This window comes from Pseudoalteromonas sp. APC 3691, from assembly GCF_030408135.1.
Taxonomy (GTDB): domain Bacteria; phylum Pseudomonadota; class Gammaproteobacteria; order Enterobacterales; family Alteromonadaceae; genus Pseudoalteromonas.
Window position 1 is genome coordinate 1 of sequence record NZ_JASDCB010000052.1, and the last position, 19,690, is coordinate 19,690.

At 39.4% G+C, this 19,690-nt stretch carries 18 protein-coding genes; 4 read left to right on the plus strand and 14 right to left on the minus strand.

Annotated elements, in window-relative coordinates; all coding sequences use genetic code 11:
- Positions 1-288 precede the first annotated feature (288 nt).
- Positions 289-2,469 (minus strand): catalase/peroxidase HPI, encoded by a 2,181-nt coding sequence (katG, locus tag QL998_RS15030; RefSeq protein WP_290192972.1) that lies wholly within the window; start codon positions 2,467-2,469, stop codon positions 289-291.
- A 904-nt stretch (positions 2,470-3,373) separates the two neighbouring features.
- On the opposite strand from katG, the gene QL998_RS15035 reads away from it, so the two are divergent.
- Positions 3,374-4,264 carry a tetratricopeptide repeat protein gene (locus tag QL998_RS15035; protein WP_290192973.1) on the plus strand — a complete coding sequence of 297 codons (891 nt, stop codon included), beginning with the start codon at positions 3,374-3,376 and terminating at the stop codon, positions 4,262-4,264.
- 887 nt (positions 4,265-5,151) lie between these two features.
- Here QL998_RS15035 and deoD read toward each other — a convergent pair.
- Positions 5,152-5,856 carry a purine-nucleoside phosphorylase gene (gene deoD / locus QL998_RS15040; protein WP_024596283.1) on the minus strand — a complete coding sequence of 235 codons (705 nt, stop codon included), beginning with the start codon at positions 5,854-5,856 and terminating at the stop codon, positions 5,152-5,154.
- Positions 5,856-7,088 carry a phosphopentomutase gene (locus QL998_RS15045; protein ID WP_182195752.1) on the minus strand — a complete coding sequence of 411 codons (1,233 nt, stop codon included), beginning with the start codon at positions 7,086-7,088 and terminating at the stop codon, positions 5,856-5,858. Before QL998_RS15045 ends, deoD begins: the two co-directional genes overlap by 1 nt.
- Positions 7,089-7,280: 192 nt before the next feature.
- Between QL998_RS15045 and udk the strand changes: the two genes are divergently transcribed.
- The 3 genes from udk to QL998_RS15060 all read left to right on the plus strand — a co-directional run bounded on the left by udk (position 7,281) and on the right by QL998_RS15060 (position 10,174).
- Positions 7,281-7,913, plus strand: a complete 633-nt coding sequence (gene udk, locus QL998_RS15050) for a uridine kinase (protein WP_024596281.1) — start codon at positions 7,281-7,283, stop codon at positions 7,911-7,913.
- Positions 7,914-7,930: 17 nt separating this feature from the next.
- Positions 7,931-9,157 carry a NupC/NupG family nucleoside CNT transporter gene (locus QL998_RS15055; protein WP_290192974.1) on the plus strand — a complete coding sequence of 409 codons (1,227 nt, stop codon included), beginning with the start codon at positions 7,931-7,933 and terminating at the stop codon, positions 9,155-9,157.
- A gap of 306 nt (positions 9,158-9,463) precedes the next feature.
- Positions 9,464-10,174 (plus strand): transporter substrate-binding domain-containing protein, encoded by a 711-nt coding sequence (locus QL998_RS15060; protein WP_290192975.1) that lies wholly within the window; start codon positions 9,464-9,466, stop codon positions 10,172-10,174.
- An 869-nt stretch (positions 10,175-11,043) separates the two neighbouring features.
- On the opposite strand, the gene QL998_RS15065 is transcribed toward QL998_RS15060, so the two are convergent.
- The 11 genes from QL998_RS15065 to QL998_RS15115 all read right to left on the minus strand — a co-directional run bounded on the left by QL998_RS15065 (position 11,044) and on the right by QL998_RS15115 (position 19,519).
- Positions 11,044-11,253 carry a cold-shock protein gene (locus tag QL998_RS15065; RefSeq protein ID WP_002959120.1) on the minus strand — a complete coding sequence of 70 codons (210 nt, stop codon included), beginning with the start codon at positions 11,251-11,253 and terminating at the stop codon, positions 11,044-11,046.
- A 235-nt stretch (positions 11,254-11,488) separates the two neighbouring features.
- Positions 11,489-12,205 (minus strand): hypothetical protein, encoded by a 717-nt coding sequence (locus QL998_RS15070; protein ID WP_290192976.1) that lies wholly within the window; start codon positions 12,203-12,205, stop codon positions 11,489-11,491.
- The gene (locus tag QL998_RS15075) at positions 12,202-12,942 is read right to left on the minus strand and encodes an iron transporter (RefSeq protein ID WP_290192977.1); all 741 of its coding nucleotides are present in this window, start codon (positions 12,940-12,942) and stop codon (positions 12,202-12,204) included. The genes QL998_RS15070 and QL998_RS15075 overlap by 4 nt, the downstream gene beginning before the upstream one ends.
- Entirely contained in the window at positions 12,929-13,282 is a 354-nt protein-coding gene (locus QL998_RS15080) for a cupredoxin domain-containing protein (protein WP_290192978.1), read from the minus strand. Before QL998_RS15080 ends, QL998_RS15075 begins: the two co-directional genes overlap by 14 nt.
- Complete coding sequence (locus tag QL998_RS15085; RefSeq protein ID WP_290192979.1) at positions 13,275-14,588, minus strand: ATP-binding protein; 1,314 nt, start codon at positions 14,586-14,588, stop codon at positions 13,275-13,277. Before QL998_RS15085 ends, QL998_RS15080 begins: the two co-directional genes overlap by 8 nt.
- Positions 14,589-14,614: 26 nt before the next feature.
- Entirely contained in the window at positions 14,615-15,274 is a 660-nt protein-coding gene (locus QL998_RS15090) for a response regulator transcription factor (protein WP_002959133.1), read from the minus strand.
- Positions 15,275-15,281: 7 nt separating this feature from the next.
- Positions 15,282-15,929 (minus strand): hypothetical protein, encoded by a 648-nt coding sequence (locus QL998_RS15095; RefSeq protein ID WP_002959134.1) that lies wholly within the window; start codon positions 15,927-15,929, stop codon positions 15,282-15,284.
- A 21-nt stretch (positions 15,930-15,950) separates the two neighbouring features.
- A complete protein-coding gene (locus QL998_RS15100) occupies positions 15,951-16,721 on the minus strand; it encodes an SDR family oxidoreductase (RefSeq protein WP_290192980.1) in 771 nt (256 codons plus the stop codon).
- Positions 16,718-17,407 carry an iron-containing redox enzyme family protein gene (locus QL998_RS15105; protein WP_290192981.1) on the minus strand — a complete coding sequence of 230 codons (690 nt, stop codon included), beginning with the start codon at positions 17,405-17,407 and terminating at the stop codon, positions 16,718-16,720. Before QL998_RS15105 ends, QL998_RS15100 begins: the two co-directional genes overlap by 4 nt.
- Positions 17,400-18,869, minus strand: a complete 1,470-nt coding sequence (locus QL998_RS15110) for an AMP-binding protein (RefSeq protein WP_290192982.1) — start codon at positions 18,867-18,869, stop codon at positions 17,400-17,402. The genes QL998_RS15105 and QL998_RS15110 overlap by 8 nt, the downstream gene beginning before the upstream one ends.
- A complete protein-coding gene (locus QL998_RS15115; protein ID WP_290192992.1) occupies positions 18,866-19,519 on the minus strand; it encodes a thermostable hemolysin in 654 nt (217 codons plus the stop codon). Before QL998_RS15115 ends, QL998_RS15110 begins: the two co-directional genes overlap by 4 nt.
- Positions 19,520-19,690: the final 171 nt, after the last annotated feature.

Below are 19,690 nucleotides of genomic sequence, written 5' to 3' on the forward strand. Positions count from 1 at the left end.
CCCACCCTCAAGCACAGTATTGGTCTGACTAAGTATAGGGCGTTGCGCTATTTTGCACGCTGACCCACCAATACTGCCGAAACAGGTTACGGTTAGTTGTGTACCTCTAACTTCTTATGGCTTCCTTCAGACCCCACCGTTGGCCAGTGACGCCCTTGCCATTCAGATTATCTTCCCCTTAGTCAGGGTGATAAGGCATCTTTCAGCCTATCGGGTTTGCCAGCTTCGCTGGGCAAACAAAAAACGGGGGAGTATTCAATACTCCCCCGTTTTTATTTAGCGTACAGATTATTTAAGATCGAACCTGTCTGCGTTCATTACTTTTACCCATGCATTTACAAAGTCATGTACAAAACGTTCTTTATTATCGTCTTGTGCATAAAATTCACTTAGGGCACGTAAAATAGAGTTTGAACCAAACACTAAATCTACGCGTGTGGCAGTCCATTTAATGGTGCCTGTTTTGCGTTCAACAATATTATATATACCTGGCTCTAGTGGCTTCCAGTTGTTAGCCATGTCGGTTAGGTTTACAAAAAAGTCGGTAGATAGCGTGCCTACATTATCGGTAAATACACCATGTTTAGTGCCTGCGTAGTTTGTGCCTAGTACACGCATGCCGCCCATAAGTGCAGTCATTTCTGGTGCTGTTAAGCCCATTAATTGGCTGCGCTCTAACAATAGCTCTTCTGAGGATACGCTAAAGTCATTTTTAAGGTAGTTTCTAAATCCATCATGAACAGGCTCAAGCGGATCGAACGATTCTGCATCAGTCATTTCGTCTGTTGCGTCTCCTCGTCCTGGTGCAAATGGTACTGTTACATCAACACCGGCTTGTTTTGCCGCTTGTTCAACAGCCGCTGTACCACCTAAAACGATTAAATCGGCCATGCTTACTGGTTTAGATAAACCCGCTTGTACTTTTTCAAGGGCACTAAGCACACTTGCTAAGCGCTCTGGCTCATTACCTTGCCAATCTTTTTGTGGTGCTAGACGAATACGTGCGCCATTTGCGCCACCGCGTTTATCAGAACCACGATACGTACGCGCACTATCCCACGCTGTATTTATTAAATCACTCGCGCTTACACCGCAATCAAGTAGTTGTGCTTTTAAGCTTGTGATTTCATCGTCTGATAATGTGTAATCAACTGCAGGAATAGGATCTTGCCAAATTAGGTCTTCACTTGGTACATCTTTACCTAAGTAACATGCTTTAGGACCTAAATCGCGGTGAGTTAGCTTAAACCATGCGCGTGCAAATACATCAGAGAAGTATTCAAAGTCGTTATAAAAACGCTCAATAATTTTACGGTACGCAGGGTCCACTTTCATGGCCATATCGGCATCGGTCATCATTGGGTTTAAACGAATTGATGGGTCTTCTACGTCTACTGGTTTGTCTTCTTCTTTAATATTTACAGGCTCCCACTGATGAGCGCCAGCTGGGCTTTTAGTAAGTTCCCATTCGTAATTTAAAAGTAAGTGGCAGTATCCGTTATCCCATGTAGTTGGGTGTGTGGTCCATGCACCTTCAAGGCCAGAAGTTACAGTATGACGACCAAAGCCGCCTTCTTTGGTGCTGTTCCAACCTAAACCTTGCTCGTGTACGTCTGCTGCTTCTGGCTCTGGACCTAAGTGCTCTGCTTTACCATTACCGTGAGTTTTACCTACTGTATGGCCGCCCACTGTTAGCGCTGCGGTTTCTTCATCGTCCATCGCCATGCGAGCAAATGTTTCACGTACGTGATCTGCCGTTTTTTGTGGATCTGGTATACCATTAACACCTTCAGGGTTAACGTAAATTAGGCCCATTTGTACTGCGGCTAATGGGTTTTCCATGGTGTCTGGTTTTTCTACATTGTCGTAGCGTTCATCACTTGGTGCTAACCATTCTTTTTCTGCACCCCAGTAAATATCTTTTTCTGGATGCCAAATGTCTTCACGGCCGCCCGCAAAACCATAAATTTTAAGACCCATTGATTCGTATGCCATATTACCAGCAAGAATAAATAAATCGGCCCATGAAAGTTTGTTACCGTATTTTTTCTTAAGTGGCCATAAAAGTCTGCGTGCTTTATCTAAGCTTGCGTTATCTGGCCATGAATTTAAAGGCGAGAAACGTTGATTACCGGTACTTGCGCCACCACGACCATCAGATAAACGGTACGTACCCGCTGAGTGCCATGCCATACGAATCATTAAACCACCGTAATGGCCCCAATCGGCAGGCCACCAATCTTGGCTGTCGGTCATAAAGGTTTTTAAGTCGGCTTTTACTTCGTCTAAATCTAGAGATTTAAATTCTTCTGCGTAGTTAAAATTAGTGCCGTATGGATTTGATTTAGTATCGTGTTGATGAAGAATGTCTAAGTTGAGTGTGTTTGGCCACCAATCGGTGTTTACTTTAGAAACAACTGAATTACTACCGTGCATAACAGGGCATTTACCCGCTGTTGGCTTGCTCATTGTGAAATCCTTAAAATAGAAAAGTAAAATACTTAATCAATCAGTATTATTGCTTATGTGTTTATAACTTTTTAAAAAGTAACGGTTATTTTTATTTAATAGGCTTACTTTTTACTCAGCGTGCCTACCTAAGTGCTTACGTATCCTTAATATAGGCGTATAAATTATGCTACGCCAGCCTCAACATACTATTTAAAACGATTGCTCTAATTTATATTTTTGATTGCCCTTACGTTAATGATGTATTTAACAATAGGCTTAAAGTCGCGTTTAAAATAATAGTAAAAAAGTCAGATGGCGCGCATATAAAGCATTACGCAAAATAAAAATTTAAAAATCGGTGAATTAACCTTAATCTTTTTACTAGACCTGTGATCGAATTGAAAAATTTCGGCGTAATGGTATATGAAGGGTTTGAAAGTGGCTTTAATTTACTAAAGCGCACATTGGAATACCCCCCTTCACCATGAAATTGTAGTTAGATAGTTATAATGATAAAGGTGCATTACTTAAGCCCAATGCACCTTTACTTTATAAACCGAATACTTTGAGTATTCTTATATTTTTAACTAGTTGAATTGAATTAAGTATTTGTTCATAAAGATTCAGTTAGTATGAAGTTGTTCTCCTGTGAATCCCTACGACATATTGTTGTTTTAAGCAGTTTTTGCCAGCTCACCTTGAGCTGGTTTTTTTTGCCTATTTTTACTCAAATTACCTGAGCATGGGTAATATGCTCACGCTGTACCCTATTATTGCTAAGCTCACTAGGCTAAATAAATTTTACAACTATTGCTCCTATCTAAATTAGGTCAATTTTAATCCACAAAGAACAACACGCCCTAGTGCCATTAAGCCCTGCATGTTAAAGTTATTACAGTAATTAATTTAATTAGGCGTACCAATGCGTTATTACCTATCTGTACTTTTTGTTTATTTAACTTTGTTTTCAGGCATAGTGAGCTCTGCTGAAAAGCAACCAGCTTCACCTACAGCACAACAAGAGCAACAAGCTCTTCAACAACTCAAAGAGCCTATGTATAAGCCGCTAATGGAGCGCTACATATTAGATGAGCTAAAAGCAGTTAGGCAAGATCAGCAAAAGCTTCGTGAAGATGTAACTAAGCAGGTTACTCATGCGCAGCTTGATACTGCCGATCGCGCATTAACGTACACTACAGATACCATTAATAATGTGTTTTTTATAATTACCGCTACGGCGTCGATTTTAGTTTTAGTGGGTTGGAACTCGTTGCGCGATGTTAAAAACAAAGTAGAAGATATTGTAAATACGCGTGTGAGTGTAATTACAGACGAGTATGAAGACCGATTAAAAATTCTTGAAGAAAAACTACGCGTTCGCTCAGAAGAAATACTCAGCAACCAAGAGCGCATATCGGTGACTAACGAAGTTCATTCGTTGTGGATGCGCGCAAACCTAGAAAGTGATTTTGCGAACAAAATTGAAATTTTTGATGAAATACTCAATCGCAAACCAGAAGATGTGGAAGCCATTGCTTATAAAGCCGATGCACTACTAGAAATAAATGAAACAGCACAAGCCATTGAGCTGTGTAATCAAGCTATTGATATAGACAGCGATTACGGTTATGCCTATTGGCAACGAGCCTGTGCTTATGCATTAACACATAAGCATGCTGATGCATTAGCCGATATTAAAATGGCACTTGAATACTCTCCAAACTTACGTAATGAATTATTACATGAGAGCGCTTTTGCAAGCCTGCATGACAACGACAGCTTTAATACGATAGTGGCTGGTGAAGTTGTTTAAGCACTCAGAATTTCGCCTGTATGATTAGGCGCAACACCATAAAAAAGGGCTTTGGCCCTTTTTTATGTTTTTAAAGGTAAAGTTTGTTGTGTAATTAGAAGCTTAACTGCGCTCTACAAACTCAGCTCTAGCGTAGAGCTAAGATCAAAAGTGATTACTTCACAAAGAGGTTTAGAGACGCTGCGCTTTTAGAGAAGAGCTTAGAAGTTAAAATAATAAAAACAATCAGAAACTGTGCTTCTAACATGAGCAACAAGTCATACTCTAAACTTGGTATAAACACAGCTATTCGCGCAGGTTACAAGCTTTTAAAGCAACGCTTGTACTTTTATAATGCCGAGTCAGCATTGGTTTTGCTCTTCTCATTTGCTCCTCCTTTTCTTCTCTGCGTGCATATTGTTTTTTAGGGCTGTTATACACAAATAGGTTTAGAGATGCTGCGCTTTTAGAGTAGTTAGCTTAAGTGCTTCTCGCGCGAGCAAGCTTAGTGCCTACCTGAGAAACTTACACTCAGCAGTTTAATTTACCTGTAGACGCGCTGCTTACAGGCGTTTAAAAACGAAGTTTTTAGGATGGTTGAATTAATACCAACCCGCAATAATACTTAATCATTTTTAGGGGCTAAACGTGTCGCTACCTGCGTAAAAAAATTCTCATTTAGAACAACTAAATAGCGAATTTTTTGCCTAGCTATCAACACGTTTTTCCATCCTCAAAATAGATCACTTAATTAAGCGAATTGGTATAAGTAATTAGAAGCTGCTACCCATTTTCTTCAGGCATAAAAAAAGCCGCATAAAATGCGGCTTTGGAGGTTAGTCTCACTTCACTTTGGGCGTGTCTCCAAAACTTAGTGAATACGTTACCAAGGAACTGTTATGTATTATTTAAGCTATTGACTCTAATGCAATTTTAACCATTTCGTTAAACGTGCTTTGACGCTCATCAGCAGGTGTTGCTTCACCGGTGATTACGTGGTCACTTACTGTAAATAATGCCATTGCATTTGCGCCGTATTCAGCTGCAACGCCATATAAACCGGCAGTTTCCATATCCACTGCTAGCATGCCTAACTTGTCTAAGTCTTTATAGAACGAGTCGTCTGCTTGGTAGAAAGTGTCGGTTGTAAATACGTTACCTACTTTTGCTTCTATTCCTAGCTCTTTAGCGGCGTTTACACCGTTTAAAAGTAAGTCAAAGTTAGCAATAGCAGCAAAATCGTAGCCACGAACACGTGCACGGTTTACGTTTGAATCTGTGCTTGCACCTTGTGCAAAAATTACGTCACGGATTTTGATATCTGTGCCAATACCGCCACACGTACCAATACGTATAATATTTTTAACGCCAAAGCTTACAATTAGCTCACGTGCATAAATAGACATTGATGGAATGCCCATGCCTGAACCCATGATGCTTACTGGCTTACCTTTGTAAGTACCAGTGAAACCGTACATGTTACGAACACCTGTAACTTGTACTGCATCATCTAAAAAGTTTTCAGCAATATATTGCGCACGTAGCGGATCGCCTGGCATTAATACTGTTTCGGCGAAATCACCAACGTTTGCACTGATATGCGGAGTACTCATTAATTGTTTTCCTTTTTATTTGGCGTTGTTAGCTCATTTAAAAAGCTGTCGCCGTAATCAAGCGCAGATAAGTTAAACCACTGTGCCAGTGTTTGACCGATATCTGCAAAGCTGTTGCGTTCACCTAGTGGTGTGTTACTCATACCTGGTTTATATGCAATAACCGGTACGTATTCGCGAGTGTGCTCAGAACCTGGAAAGGTTGGGTCACAACCGTGATCTGCAGTGATCATTAATATATCATCTGCGTTTAACTGTTTTAGTATAGTTGGTAAATAGTCATCAAATTCTTTTAATGCTTTTGCATAACCTACTGGGTTACGGCGATGACCAAATTTTTCATCAAAATCAACTAGGTTAGTAAAGATTAAGCTATGTTCTGGTGCGCTTTTCATTACTTCGCTGGTTTTTTCTAGCAAGTTCATAAGCCCAGGTGCTTTATGCTTTTGGGTTATGCCCTGGTGCGCGTAAATATCTGAAATTTTACCAATACTAATTACTTCGCCGCCGGCTTTTGCTAACACATCTAGCAATGTTGGTGCTGGCGGAAGCACTGAATAGTCGCGACGATTACCCGTTCGAGCAAAGTCTTGGCTATTTGAACCCAAAAATGGCCGCGCAATCACTCGTCCTATATTCATTTCATCAAGTAGCGCCCGTGCGATTTCGCAAACTTGATAAAGCTTCTCTAGGCCGAATGACTCTTCATGCGCGGCTATTTGAAACACGCTATCAGCTGAGGTGTAACAGATTGGTTTACCTGTTTTTACGTGCTCTTCACCTAGCTGTTCTAAAATGGTTGTTCCCGATGCATGGCAGTTGCCTAAAATGCCAGGAATACCAGTACGAGCTATAAACTCGTCTATAAATTCTTGTGGGAAACTTGGCTGTGTTTTTGGGAAATATCCCCAATCAAATAACACAGGTACTCCTGCCATTTCCCAATGACCTGATGGCGTGTCTTTTCCGCTAGATAATTCTTTAGCGTAACCCCATGCTCCTTGAGAAGCTTGGCGGTCTGAAATTAAACACGGTTCTCCACCGGCAGCTTCACATGCATCCACTAACCCAAGTTTTGATAGGTTAGGAAGCGATAATGCAGCGCCTGTTTCGTCGTAATATGCTTTTAGTAAGTGAGCGAATGTATTAGCCCCAAGATCGCCGAATTTATCTGCATCTGGTGCTGCACCGATTCCTAGGCTATCTGCCATTAAGATAATTGCTCTTGCCATTTTGACCTCACTTTGATTCTAGGTGGTTACTCTATCCGCTGATCGATTTTTCCGTACAGGACAAAAGTCCTGTTTCATAAAACCTAAACATTATAAATTTGCATTCTTAAGCGAAGCAAAAGAGATTAATCGTGTCTTTTTTGCTATTGTGATCTACCAACAATATATCCTTCTGTGTGGGTGAGAACTTTAGTGACACGAACTACTATTATAGCTATTGCAGGCGCGTCTGCGTCGGGCAAATCTCTTTTTAGCCAAACTATATACAATGAATTGGTTAATGAGCTTGAACCAGGCGCTATCGCCATTATTGAAGAAGATGCTTACTACAAGGATCAGTCGCATTTACCGATGGCGCATCGTACGCAAACGAATTACGACCATCCTGATGCATTTGAACATGCGTTAATGCTTGAGCATTTAACACAGCTTCGTAGTGGAAATTCAGTTGAAGTACCAACGTATGATTATGCACAGCATACACGTAGCGAGAAAACTCGCCGAGTGCCTGCTGCTAAAATACTCATTGTTGAAGGTATTTTATTATTGAGTGACAAAGCGCTTAATAAAGAATTTGATATTAAGGTGTTTATAGATACGCCTTTAGATATTTGCTTAATGCGTCGTATGCAACGTGATATGGAGCAACGAGGCAGAACATTACAATCTGTTGTTGAGCAGTATCAAGCAACTGTTAGACCGATGTTTTATCAATTTATTGAGCCTTCTAAGCATAACGCAGATTTAGTTGTGACTCGAGGCGGCATGAACCGCGTTGCGATTGATATAATAAAAAGTAAGATAAAATATTTACTACAAGAATAACAACGGGAAACATTTGTATGACAACATTTATGAGCTTAGTAGGCATGTGTGTGCTACTAAGCATTGCCTTTGCGGCATCAACTAATCGCAAGGCAATTAATCTAAGAACCGTTGGTATAGCATTTGCGATGCAAGTGGTTATTGGCGGTTTTGTCCTGTTTTTTGAAGCAGGAAAAAATGTGTTAACGAGCATGTCAGCAGCCGTATCGTCGGTTATTGGTTATGCAAACGACGGTATTGGTTTTTTGTTTGGCCCACTTGCCTCACAAGACACATTAGGTTTTATTTTTGCGATTCAAGTTTTGCCCGTTATCGTGTTTTTCTCAGCACTTGTTGCTGTGTTGTATCACCTTGGCATTATGGATTGGATAATTAGGATTTTAGGTGGCGGTTTACAAAAGTTATTGAAAACCTCTCGCACAGAATCGCTTTCAGCGACGGCAAATATTTTTGTTGGCCAAACTGAAGCACCGCTGATAGTTAAGCCATTTATAGCAACAATGACTAAATCGGAATTGTTCGCAGTAATGGTAGGTGGCTTAGCCACTGTGGCAGGCTCTGTAATGGCCGGTTACGTTATTATTGGCGTAGATCTTAAGTATTTAATAGCAGCGAGCTTTATGGCTGCTCCAGGTGGTTTTTTAATGGCCAAGATGATTGTGCCAGAAACTGAAACGCCTAAAGATAACTTAGCTGATTTAGATTTAGATGACGAAGATAAGCCTGTAAATGTAATTGATGCAGCTGCATCAGGTGCAGCAAACGGTATGCATTTAGCACTTAATGTAGGTGCAATGTTACTTGCTTTTGTAGCGCTAATTGCATTACTAAACGGTTTATTAGGTGGTATTGGCGGGTGGTTTGATTACCCAACATTAACGCTTCAAGAAATATTAGGCTATTTATTTGCTCCTGTTGCATGGTTACTCGGTGTACCGTGGGATGAAGCAATTATAGCCGGCAGCTTTATTGGTCAAAAGATAGTAGTAAACGAGTTTGTTGCTTACTTAGACTTTATAAATTATCGCGATACGTTAAGCGCGCACACACAAGCAATTGTTACTTTTGCTCTATGTGGCTTTGCTAACTTATCATCGATAGCCATTTTACTAGGTGGGTTAGGCGGTATGGCGCCTAGTCGGCGGAAGGATATCGCACGCTTAGGGCTCAGAGCAGTGTTAGCAGGATCTATGGCTAACCTTATGAGCGCAGCAATTGCTGGGTTTTTCCTCTCGCTAGCTTAGAAACTTATTGAGATGAACACCGGTGTTGCAAAACAAGAGGATAGCGCTTTAAGGGGTTAAAGCTCTATCTGACTTGAACGATACTTCACCAAGGGCCGCAAGGCCCTTTTATCGTTTTAGGCCTTAATTTTTAGCCTCAACTACTTCTAACCTCGAACCACTTATCTATCTAGCCCCCTTTATAGTTATACATAACTCAAATAAACCAATATCTTAGTAACAAGTTCACATAAATAATTTTTGTGTTTTTCATATTTTCAGCCACACTTATTATTACTTAAGCTAACCGAATGACGATTCGCTATTGTGAAATATATTCTTTATTCTCTTTTTTTAATTTGCTCTGTGTATGTTCAAGCAAAGGAAGCCCTGCTTGTTGTTACAGAGTTAGCACCACCAAACCAAGTATTGATTAATGGCGAGGTAGCAGGTGAAGGTACTCAGTTTATTAGAGATATTTTTGCTGAGGCTGATCTCACACCTAACATTCAAATGTATCCTTGGGCACGTGCTTATAAAATTGCAGATGAGTTAAAAAACACCTTTATATACAGCCTTGCACGCACTGTAGAGCGAGAAAATAAATTTTATTGGATTGGACCAGTTGGACGATTTGAGCTGGGCTTTATCGGCCTATCAGAGCGAAATGATCTTATTATAAATAATACTGAACAAGCAAAAGTGTATAAAATTGCGATGCAACGCAATGACTTTTCAACACAAACCCTCACTAAACTTGGATTTGAAGTTGTTTTAACCTCTGATATTCAAAAATCATACTCTTTACTATTAGCTAAAAAAGTAGATTTAATTGTAGACGATCCATTATATATGCAGCAGATGAGCGACTACCTAAAGCTCAAACCAGCACACTTAAGGTTTATCTATAAAATAGATGAGCTAACAATTGATGCTTATTTAGCTGCGAATAAAAAAACAGATATGCATTTAATAGAAGCACTGCAAGCTGCATTTTTAAAAATAAAGCAAAATAAAGGGCTGCCTTACGAAAGATAAATCATTGAAGATAAGTATGCTTATAGGCGGCAAAATCATCTTTCATTTTTAACTTTTTATATTCTTTGTTAAATCGCTTTATGACACGTACAACTACTGACTTATTAAATGCGATGCAATTGCTAGCAAGCGCACTAAGATATAATTTTTACAGCCTTTCAGAACCTTCCCCACTTTATAGTCAAAGGTTCCAGCTGATGCATTATTGTCATTATGAGCCCAAAATTAGATCTATTTTTCTTTTTAAAAACAAATCTATATATTGTTTTCGCCTCCAAATATTAGTAAGTTTTCGCCCGCTTTAAAACCAATTTTATATACGCCTAGAGCTGAATTGTTTTTTCGGCGTAAAATTTAGACCGCATACTTAATGGAATTGTTATAACTTACTTATCAGCTTTGAGCTTATAAAAAAAAGTTTGACTCGCGCCTAGCGGCCCAGCCCAATAAAATTGGTGGGTCACGTTCGATGTTTTTAATTATTGAAACAATGCCAAAGTAAGGGGCTTTTAAACTAAGTTATAAGCACGCTTCCAAGGAAGCAATTTAAACTCGCAGGTTATATCAATAGCTGTGAAAATATCTTTTACAATATCGAGAGTACTACTAACAAGCTGGTCTTTGTCGTTTTGAATTTGTTGTTTTGAAATTATAAGGGAGAAATGTTCGGTATAAATTACAAGCTTAAACTCACTTGCATTAGCACAATGGCTTAGAAGAATAGAAAAACGAATATTAGGAGGGGCTAAATAATAGCAATATCATTTAGTTAATTTACAGTGGTAATGGGCGTTGCTTGGTTTGAGTCAAATTTCAGACACAAAAAAAGCGCCTTAAGCGCTTTTTTTCATTTTACTTAAAAAGTAAAATTATACAGCTGTGATGTTATCAGCTTGTGGACCTTTTTGACCTTGTGAAAGAGTAAACTCTACACGTTGGCCTTCAGCTAAAGTTTTGAAACCTTCGCTTTTGATTGCTGAGAAATGTGCGAAAACGTCTGGGCCATTTTCTTGCTCGATGAAACCAAAACCTTTAGACTCGTTAAACCACTTAACTGTACCTGATACGATGTTAGACATTGTAATATCCTGAAATAAAAATAAAAATATGCTCATAAGAGCGGGTGTAGCAAAAAATGAGATGGTACTTTAAAAACTTCAGGACGGTACTACAAGTATTACTTATATCGAAATGGAGATTTATAGCTTACATGCTTTCTTTCTAGCTGCGGCCCACTATATAGAGTTTAAATAATATGTCAAGTACCTATCTATAATCAGAATAATAAACAACCAAAACTACTTTTAGTTGTTATTAAAATTCAAATTCTAATGCGAGCCTAAAACTATGGTTTTTTTCTGATTGGCTTATCTCAGTGATGAAACCCGCTTCCCATTTTAATTGCTTTTGCCCATCAAAGCGCTGTAAACCTATAAAACCAGGTCCTATACCAACAAAGTCTTCACCTACGTAAACCTCTATAGAAGGCTGAAAAGCAGAACGATAGCGATAGCGATATTGTGCTCTAAACTCGCTTTCCCATTCATTTTTAATGTCTTGCCCCCACTCATAAACCAAAAAAGCGTTTAGTGTAAGGCTCGTTTTTCCAAATTCTTTTTCGATCACAAAACCCGAAGTTGCCTCATACACATCTTCATTATGTTTTTTTTCAAGCTCAAATAATGCCCCCCAATCAACCCATAATTTACCTTGCTCAATTAATTGCCAACGTAGCTCAAGCTCATAAGCTTCTAATCCAAAGTCGCCGTTGTCGTCTCGCTCACCAACTAAATAGCCTTCGAGTGCCATTGTATCGTTAATAGCACCACCGCCACCCAAACGCTGCGCTAGTATGTTGCCACTATCTGTTTGGTGCGACACTAATCGCCACTCAAACTCACGCTCAAAAGGCAAAACATAGGGATGGTATACCTTATCAACAACAATACCATCGGCCTTTGCTTGGATTGAGAATACCAACAAACAAAGAGCGGTAAAACTAAGCGCTAAATATAGGTTAAGTGCTTTCATACACGTTCCTTAGTTATTGAAGCTGAAATAACGTAACAAAGTAATAAAAATAGTACGCTGCTTGTACTATATATAAGTACACTCATTAAATCAGGAGTGGCCTCGTAACCAACCAGAGCACGCAGTACGCGGCCTAGCTCAGAGTTTTCGCTTAACAAATTACGTAAATCCCACACTGTTGAGGTGTTTGTAATTAAATCTATTTGACTTGCCAAATCCAGTGCAACTAATAACTTAGCCGCGCTGTTAAAAGCAAGCAAAGTAAAAAGCGGATACATACCAAAGCGGTACTTAATTGCATTCATTAAAAAGTACAGCAATACGCTAAAACTTAAACAAATTCCAACACCTAATAAAGTGCCAATAAATAAGCTTTGCCCTGCATCATTACTTTGCCAAAAGCTGGTGAGGTAAATAATATAGTGGCTTAAATACAATGTTATTGTGCTTATAACAGCAATATAAAAAGCCGCTGATTGTTGCTTTATTGCAAATACTAATACGGCTATAAATATAGTAATACATAGCCCTATTTGTGAGTACTCTAGCCCTTGGTGTTCAAACCACTGGCTCACCCATGATGCACTTTGCATGTACATAAACGACATGAGCGCGCCAATTAGTAAAGCAGATCCTATTTTTAAAGCGCTTTGTTTTTTAACCACTTGTAGTAGCACTAATAAAATAGCCACAGGTAGCAATTGATTAAGACTCATGACTAAACTAGTTATTAGCATGCTGCGCCCCTTCATCGCTAACTATAACAACGCCCCTTGCTGTATTGGGCGAAAACTCACCAAAAAATTCGTAATACCCTTTACTAAGCGGCCCTATATAAATAATGCTTTTACGGTTTGGGTAGAGTACTTTTTCTCTGTTTAGATCAAAGCTATCAAACTCTTCTGGTGTGCTATCTTGGTTTTCTATCAATAGTTTTACTTTTTTATTCGCGGGAATGGTAATTTGCGAGGGATAAAACAAATGATCTTTTAAAATAATAAGGTACTCTTTACTCGCCGCGTTAAACGACAAAAATAGCAAACAACAAAGGCACCAATTAAATAAACGTTTAGTCACTTTTTACTCCTGTAAAAGTAACCTTAACGGTTAGTCCGCCTAAAGGGCTATTCGCTAAATGAATACTTGCGCCATAAATAGCAATTATATGTTGAACAATCGCCATACCTAAACCGGCACCTTGCTCGCCTGATGGATGCTGATCGCCACCTACGCGATAAAAGCGATTGAATATTCGCTCTTTTTGCTCATCAGTCATACCCGCACCAGAATCATCAATTTGCCAACTAAAGCCGTTATTACTTGATACTAATTTAATTATAATTTGACCATTATTAGGTGTGTACTTTATGGCGTTGCTAAGTAAATTAGCGATGAGTGTGGTTAATGTAAACTCATCACCATTAATAATAAAATCATCGCCTTCAAGACTAATTGTTTGGTTTTTTTCATCTATTTTGTCATATTGCTCCGATACGACTTGCTGAGTAATCGTTAGCAATGACTGTTCACTAAACTGCTTTTGCCATTGTTCAGGCTGAGTGCGTCCTAAAATTAGCATTTGCTCAACAATATTACTTAAGCGATTAATGCCCTGCGACATAGCTTGTAATTCTTGATGGTCTTGCAGATTACTTTGTTTATTAGCCAAATTATGTACATTAATTTTTAAACTACTAAGCGGGGTACGTAATTCGTGAGCTGCATCTGAGGCAAAAAAGCGCTCCCGTAAGTAGGCAGTTTCTACGCGTTTAAATAAGTCGTTTAAACGATTAATAACCGGTTTAATTTCCTCGTCGGTTACTTGCCAGTTAATTGGCGTAAAGTCGTTCGCTTGGCGAGACGCCAACTGCTTAGATAATCGAGTAAGAGGGGCTAATGCGTATTTAACAAAAAAGCTAATAAAAATAGCAAGCAGAGGGACTGCCCATAGCATAGGTAACATTGCAGATAAAATAACGGCTTCAGCTAATTCAAAACGCTTTGCCATAGGTTCAGCAACGATGACTTTACGGGTGTTTTTACTCATCACAAATACCCGCATACGCTGCCCTGCTAGATTGGCCGTTTGAAAGCCCTCGCTAAAACTAATTTGGTTATTCGTTAAACTCGATGAGCCACTAAGTAAATTATTATTTTGCCAAATTTGATACAACAACTGAGCGCTATTATTATTTACTTGTACTGCATCTGTGCTTAGTGCCAATGGTTGCTCAATTAAAACGCCAGCCACTATTTTAAGTTCATCATCAAGCAAACTTTCGCCGTGGTGCATACTTTTTTGATAGCCTTTTACTAATGCTAAAAAGCAAGTTAGCACCATCATTGAAAGTAAAATTAAGGTCAGACGTTTACGAATTGACATTTTCAACCTCGAAAAACAAATACACTCTAACGCTTACCAACCACGTAGCCAATGCCACGTAAGGTTTTAATAAAATCACTAGGGAATTTTTTACGAAGATGATGAATATGCACCTCTATGGCATTAGAGCCGACTTCTTCACCCCATTGGTAAAGTTTGTTTTCGAGTTGTTGTTTTGACTGTACCCTTCCCTGATTTTCCATTAGCGCTTTTAAAAGCATGTATTCTTTTCGCGGTAGTGTAAGTGACTGCCCACTTAGTTTAACTGTATGAGCAGAAGTATCCATTACTACATCACCACAGCGTAATAAGCTTGATTGTGTTTGGTTAATACGCCGACTTGCTACACGTAAACGGGCAAATAGCTCAGCGGGGTCAAACGGCTTTGCAAGGTAATCATCTGCCCCCATATCGAGCCCTTGGACTTTGTCGTCAATACTGCCGCGAGCAGTTAAAATAACCACCGGTATTACTTTTTTTTGTGCTTTAATATACTTTAAAACTTGCGAACCGTCGCCATCAGGCAATCCTAAATCGAGAATAACAAGCTCAATCTCACCACTAGAAAGGCACTCTAAGGCGTGCTTTACTGTGCCACTGTGCTCTACGCTGTAGCCCTCTTGGCGCAAAGAGCGAATAAGCCCTTGCGCCACTAAATGATCGTCCTCAACGAGTAATAAATGCATTATGTGTTTATCTTTTTAATTTTTTATCTACTTTTGCCAATAGCTGACTTATTGCTTGTTGACGATATTTATCTGCTTTTGCCCGAGTATCACGAATCCCAGCAGCTTGTGCTACAAGTAGTCGTGCTTTAGCTTGTTTATAATCGCCTTCGTCATACAAATATTCACCGTATAAGTAATTAGTATCAATGCCTTCGAGATTAAAAGCGAGCGCTTGTTTAAATAATTTTTCAGCTTTGTCGTCATCACCAAAACCAATTGGCCAGCCAGGTACTTTGCTATAAAGCGTTGCAAGGCTTGCGTAAGCTGATCCATTTAATGCAGTGCCATCAATCGAGAGTGCATTTTCGAGTGACGCTTTTGCTTCTTTTGCTAAACCAAGTGCGCCCAAGCCCCCTTTTGCGCCAGCAAAACTAGCTAACACAATGCCATTCCAAATATGTGTTTGCGCTGAGCTTGGATAGTTTTTAACAAATAATGCGCTTTGCTCACTTAGTTGCGTAAACGCGTCTATTTGCGCATCGTCTTCAAGTTCGTAATTAGCAATTGCCCACTTTTGTTGAATATCGGTTAAGTCTTGCGCTTCATCTGCGTGTACTGCAGTTGCAAATACAGAGGTTAGTATTAAATAAAATGTGAGTGTAAATTTATACATAATTTTGCCCTTGTGTGTTTGTTAACTTAAAAAACGTTTAATTTTAGGAAGTTGCTTTGCAATAGCGTTATCAACAACGCTTGGGAATACGCCATTTATGCGTGCAAATAATTTTTCAGGGAAACCAATAAAGCGCCTTGTTTGGTTTGAACTTATAAGAGCTAATAACTCTTGAGCAACTAATTCTGGCGAGTCCATTTTATTGCCGAGCTCTTTATTCATTGCCCGCGCTTTACTGCTATTAATAGATGTATCTGTTGCTCTTGGTGCTAAATAGGTCACTTTAATGCCTGAGCCGTTAAGCTCACGAGAGAGCGCTTCTGTAAAGCCACGTAAACCGAATTTACTGGCGCAATAAAGCGTTTGAAACGGGTAGCCAATACTGCCAAACGATGATCCCACGTTAACAATAGTGCCTTTGGTATACGCTAACTGCCCTAAAAATAGCTGGCATAATTTAATAGGCACCGACAAATTAGTAATGAGCATATTATCTATTTGCTCATTACTTGTGTGCTCAAGGCTTTGCATTGTATTTATACCTGCGTTATTAATAAGTAATTTAACGCCGCCGAGTTGCTTGGCTTTTATTGCTAGGTTAATACGTATTGTATCGTCGGTTAAATCGCCCGTAAATATTTCACTGTCTGGGCATGCACGGCTCAGTTTTTCAAGGGCTTGGGTATTTCGCCCTACAAGCAGTAACTTCCACCCTTTTGCATATAGGGCTTTAGCAATCGCTTGCCCTATTCCGCCTGTTGCACCAGTGAGCACACACAAAGAACTACTCATACCAATTTGCCTTGTACACTTGCTTTAAAAAATGGTTCGTCATCGAGTCCACGAAATATATCGCCGTATAAACGATAAAAGCGCTTTGCACCATGAATTATGGCTTGTTGATCCGCCTCATTTGTTATTTGGTTCATTAGGTTTTCAAAAAACTTTACATGCTCTATATCAAGCGCGCCGTGAGAGGTTAAATAACTAAATGCTTTTTTAGGTAAGCCCACAGCATTTGCAATGTTTGAAGCCGCGCCATCAGCAAGCGCTATAGAAGTGCCTTCAAGCACATGCACCATGCCAAAAAAGCTCAACGGATTTTTACGTGCAATGGAGTCGTACGCATACGACACCATCATTTCGGTAGCAAATTGCGGCTGACTACACCTTACTGTTTCTTTGTCAAAACCACATGCTGCAATGTCATTAAGTACCCACTCTTGATGACCAATCTCTTCTTCAATATATTCTGCGACGGCTTCGCGCAGCCATTCTTGATCGTCGGTTAATCGCGCACCAACCGACATCATTAATGGCACGGTGTGCTTAACATGGTGATACGCTTGCGCTAAAAACGAGGCGTATTCTTCAAGTGATGCTTCGCCTTTAAAAACACGCTGAATAATAGGCGCTGCAAGCAGATAGTTTTGCTCTTGTTTAGTTTGCTCTTTAAGGGTGTTAAAAAAATCACTCATTAATTACTTCTCCAAGTCGGTAAAATTGCTCAAACACAGCATGGTACTGCTTACTTATGGCATCTCGTTTTGGGCGATTATTTGTTGTTAATAATCCTTGTTGCACACTTAATGGGGCAGCTAAACGATGCCACTTTTGAATTCGAGCATAGTCGGGTAGTTGTTTATTAATCTCGCTAATGTACTGCGCTAACACTGGGTTACTTAGCTTTGTATCGGCGTAAATAATGGCACTGAGAAAAGGTCGCCCCTCACCAAACACAACGGCTTGTAAAATACCGCTTTGACTGAGTAATAGTGATTCAGGCCACTCGGCACTGATGTTACGACCCATGCTGGTAATAATTAGGTTTTTTAATCGGCCTTTAATAAATAAAGTATTTTGATGCTGCTCGACCAAGTCGCCGGTTGCATACCACTGGTTTTTATTGTGAGGTTGATGGTTTAAGTAACCTAAAAACAAATCGCCTTTTATAAAAAGCTGGTCATTTTCAATTTTGGTTTGAATATGAGGTAACACAGAGCCTGCACTGTGAAGGTTATCGTTTGTGGACGTATTTAAACTAACGACAGATGCCGCCTCAGAAAGTCCATAACCTTGGTATACTGGTAAATTTAAGCTACGCGCTTTGGTTAATAGCATTTCGCTGACAAGCGCACCACCTACGGCAATAAACTGTAACGAACTAGGCGGTTGCCACCCTTGTTCAGCAAAAGCAACTAAGCATGCTAATAGTTCAGGCACTAAAATAAGCGTATTTGGCTTAACTTTATCAATCGCAGCAATAAGCTGTGCGGGCTGTTTTAATGCAGTACCAACAAAGCCTAATTCATTTAACGGCATTAAATGCACTGTACCGCCACTTTTTAAAGGGGCATAAACACCGGCTATATTTTCAAGCAATACAGCAAGTGGTAATAAACACAAATGAACAGGCTTTTTAATATTAATTTTATCGCACAAAGATTGAGCTACCTGCATTTGGCTCTTTGCAGATAAACACACGCCCTTTGGTTGCCCGGTTGATCCTGATGTAAATGTTACTTTTTGAGTTTCTGGAAAATAACTGCCGGGGTTAGCTACAACGATTTCGTAAATATATAATGTGTAACACTCAAATAAAGTAATTGATGCAGCCGGCTCCCCAAGTAAAGGGTTTGCCGTGTCGCTCATAAATACATTAGCGCCACATTGAGCTAGTACATATTGAGTTTGTTGTTCACTAAAAAAGTGAGCAATTGGCACAGCCACTTTATTAGAAACCGCAGTAGCGGCATCAATAACAAGCCAAGCTGGCGTATTATCGAGCTTATAAGCGACACATTTGCCGTTAAAGCTTTGTAGAATTTTTACTACTTTTTGTATTTGCTGGTTAAACTCATCACTGTTAATTTCAAGTGTTTGCTCTTTATTATGCGCAATAATTAATGGCGATACTGAATGTGTATTATAGTAATTCATACATTCACCAATGCATTTACCAAAGAATTGATATTTGAGTGGTTTTGCTGCATCAAACTATAAAGCATTGGGGTATTTAGTACTTGTTGGTGAGCTTGCTCTAGGCTCACAATGCATACTGTTGGTTGGTTGGCGTAATAGCTGCCCCACTTTAATGGGTTCTCAACTACAAAACTGCTAGCAAGTGCAATTTCAGTACACATAACACCAAGTAAGCGCAATAAAGCACGCACTTTACTGGTTGCACAAAACACTAAATGTTTTGCGCCCACACTTTGCAGAGCTTCGTTAACAATAATAAAATGTGCAAGTGTTGCCCTTCGATTTGTAGAGCAAAGATTACCAAGTTCAAAAATTTTATTACGAGAAATACTCTCATCTAAAAAATCTTCAACGGGTGATGCTAAATATTGCTCGATAAACAATGGCGAAGTTGCTTGCCTTAGCCCTAAGGTGCATTTTCCTTGCTCGGTAACGTATTGGCAAAGTAGTGGCATAAACGAAGTAAGCTTAGCGTTATACGCAACTAAAAAACCTTCTTTTACTGTATTTTCGAGATTTTTTCGATGCACATCATCAATACGAGCACTAATAAACTGACTGTTATTTTGTGTTAAACCTAATGATGTAGAACTGTGGGCTAATTGCATAAGCTCGCTCATTTAAACCTGTTTATATTTCAGGGTTTAAATTTAACGAGTGAAACTTAAAGAAAACTTAAGAAAAAATTAATTTAAATAAAAAAGCGTCTTAAGTGTTAAATCGCGAGGGCGTGTTAAATAGATCAACACGCCCTAACTAACAAATCGTTATAACAAAAC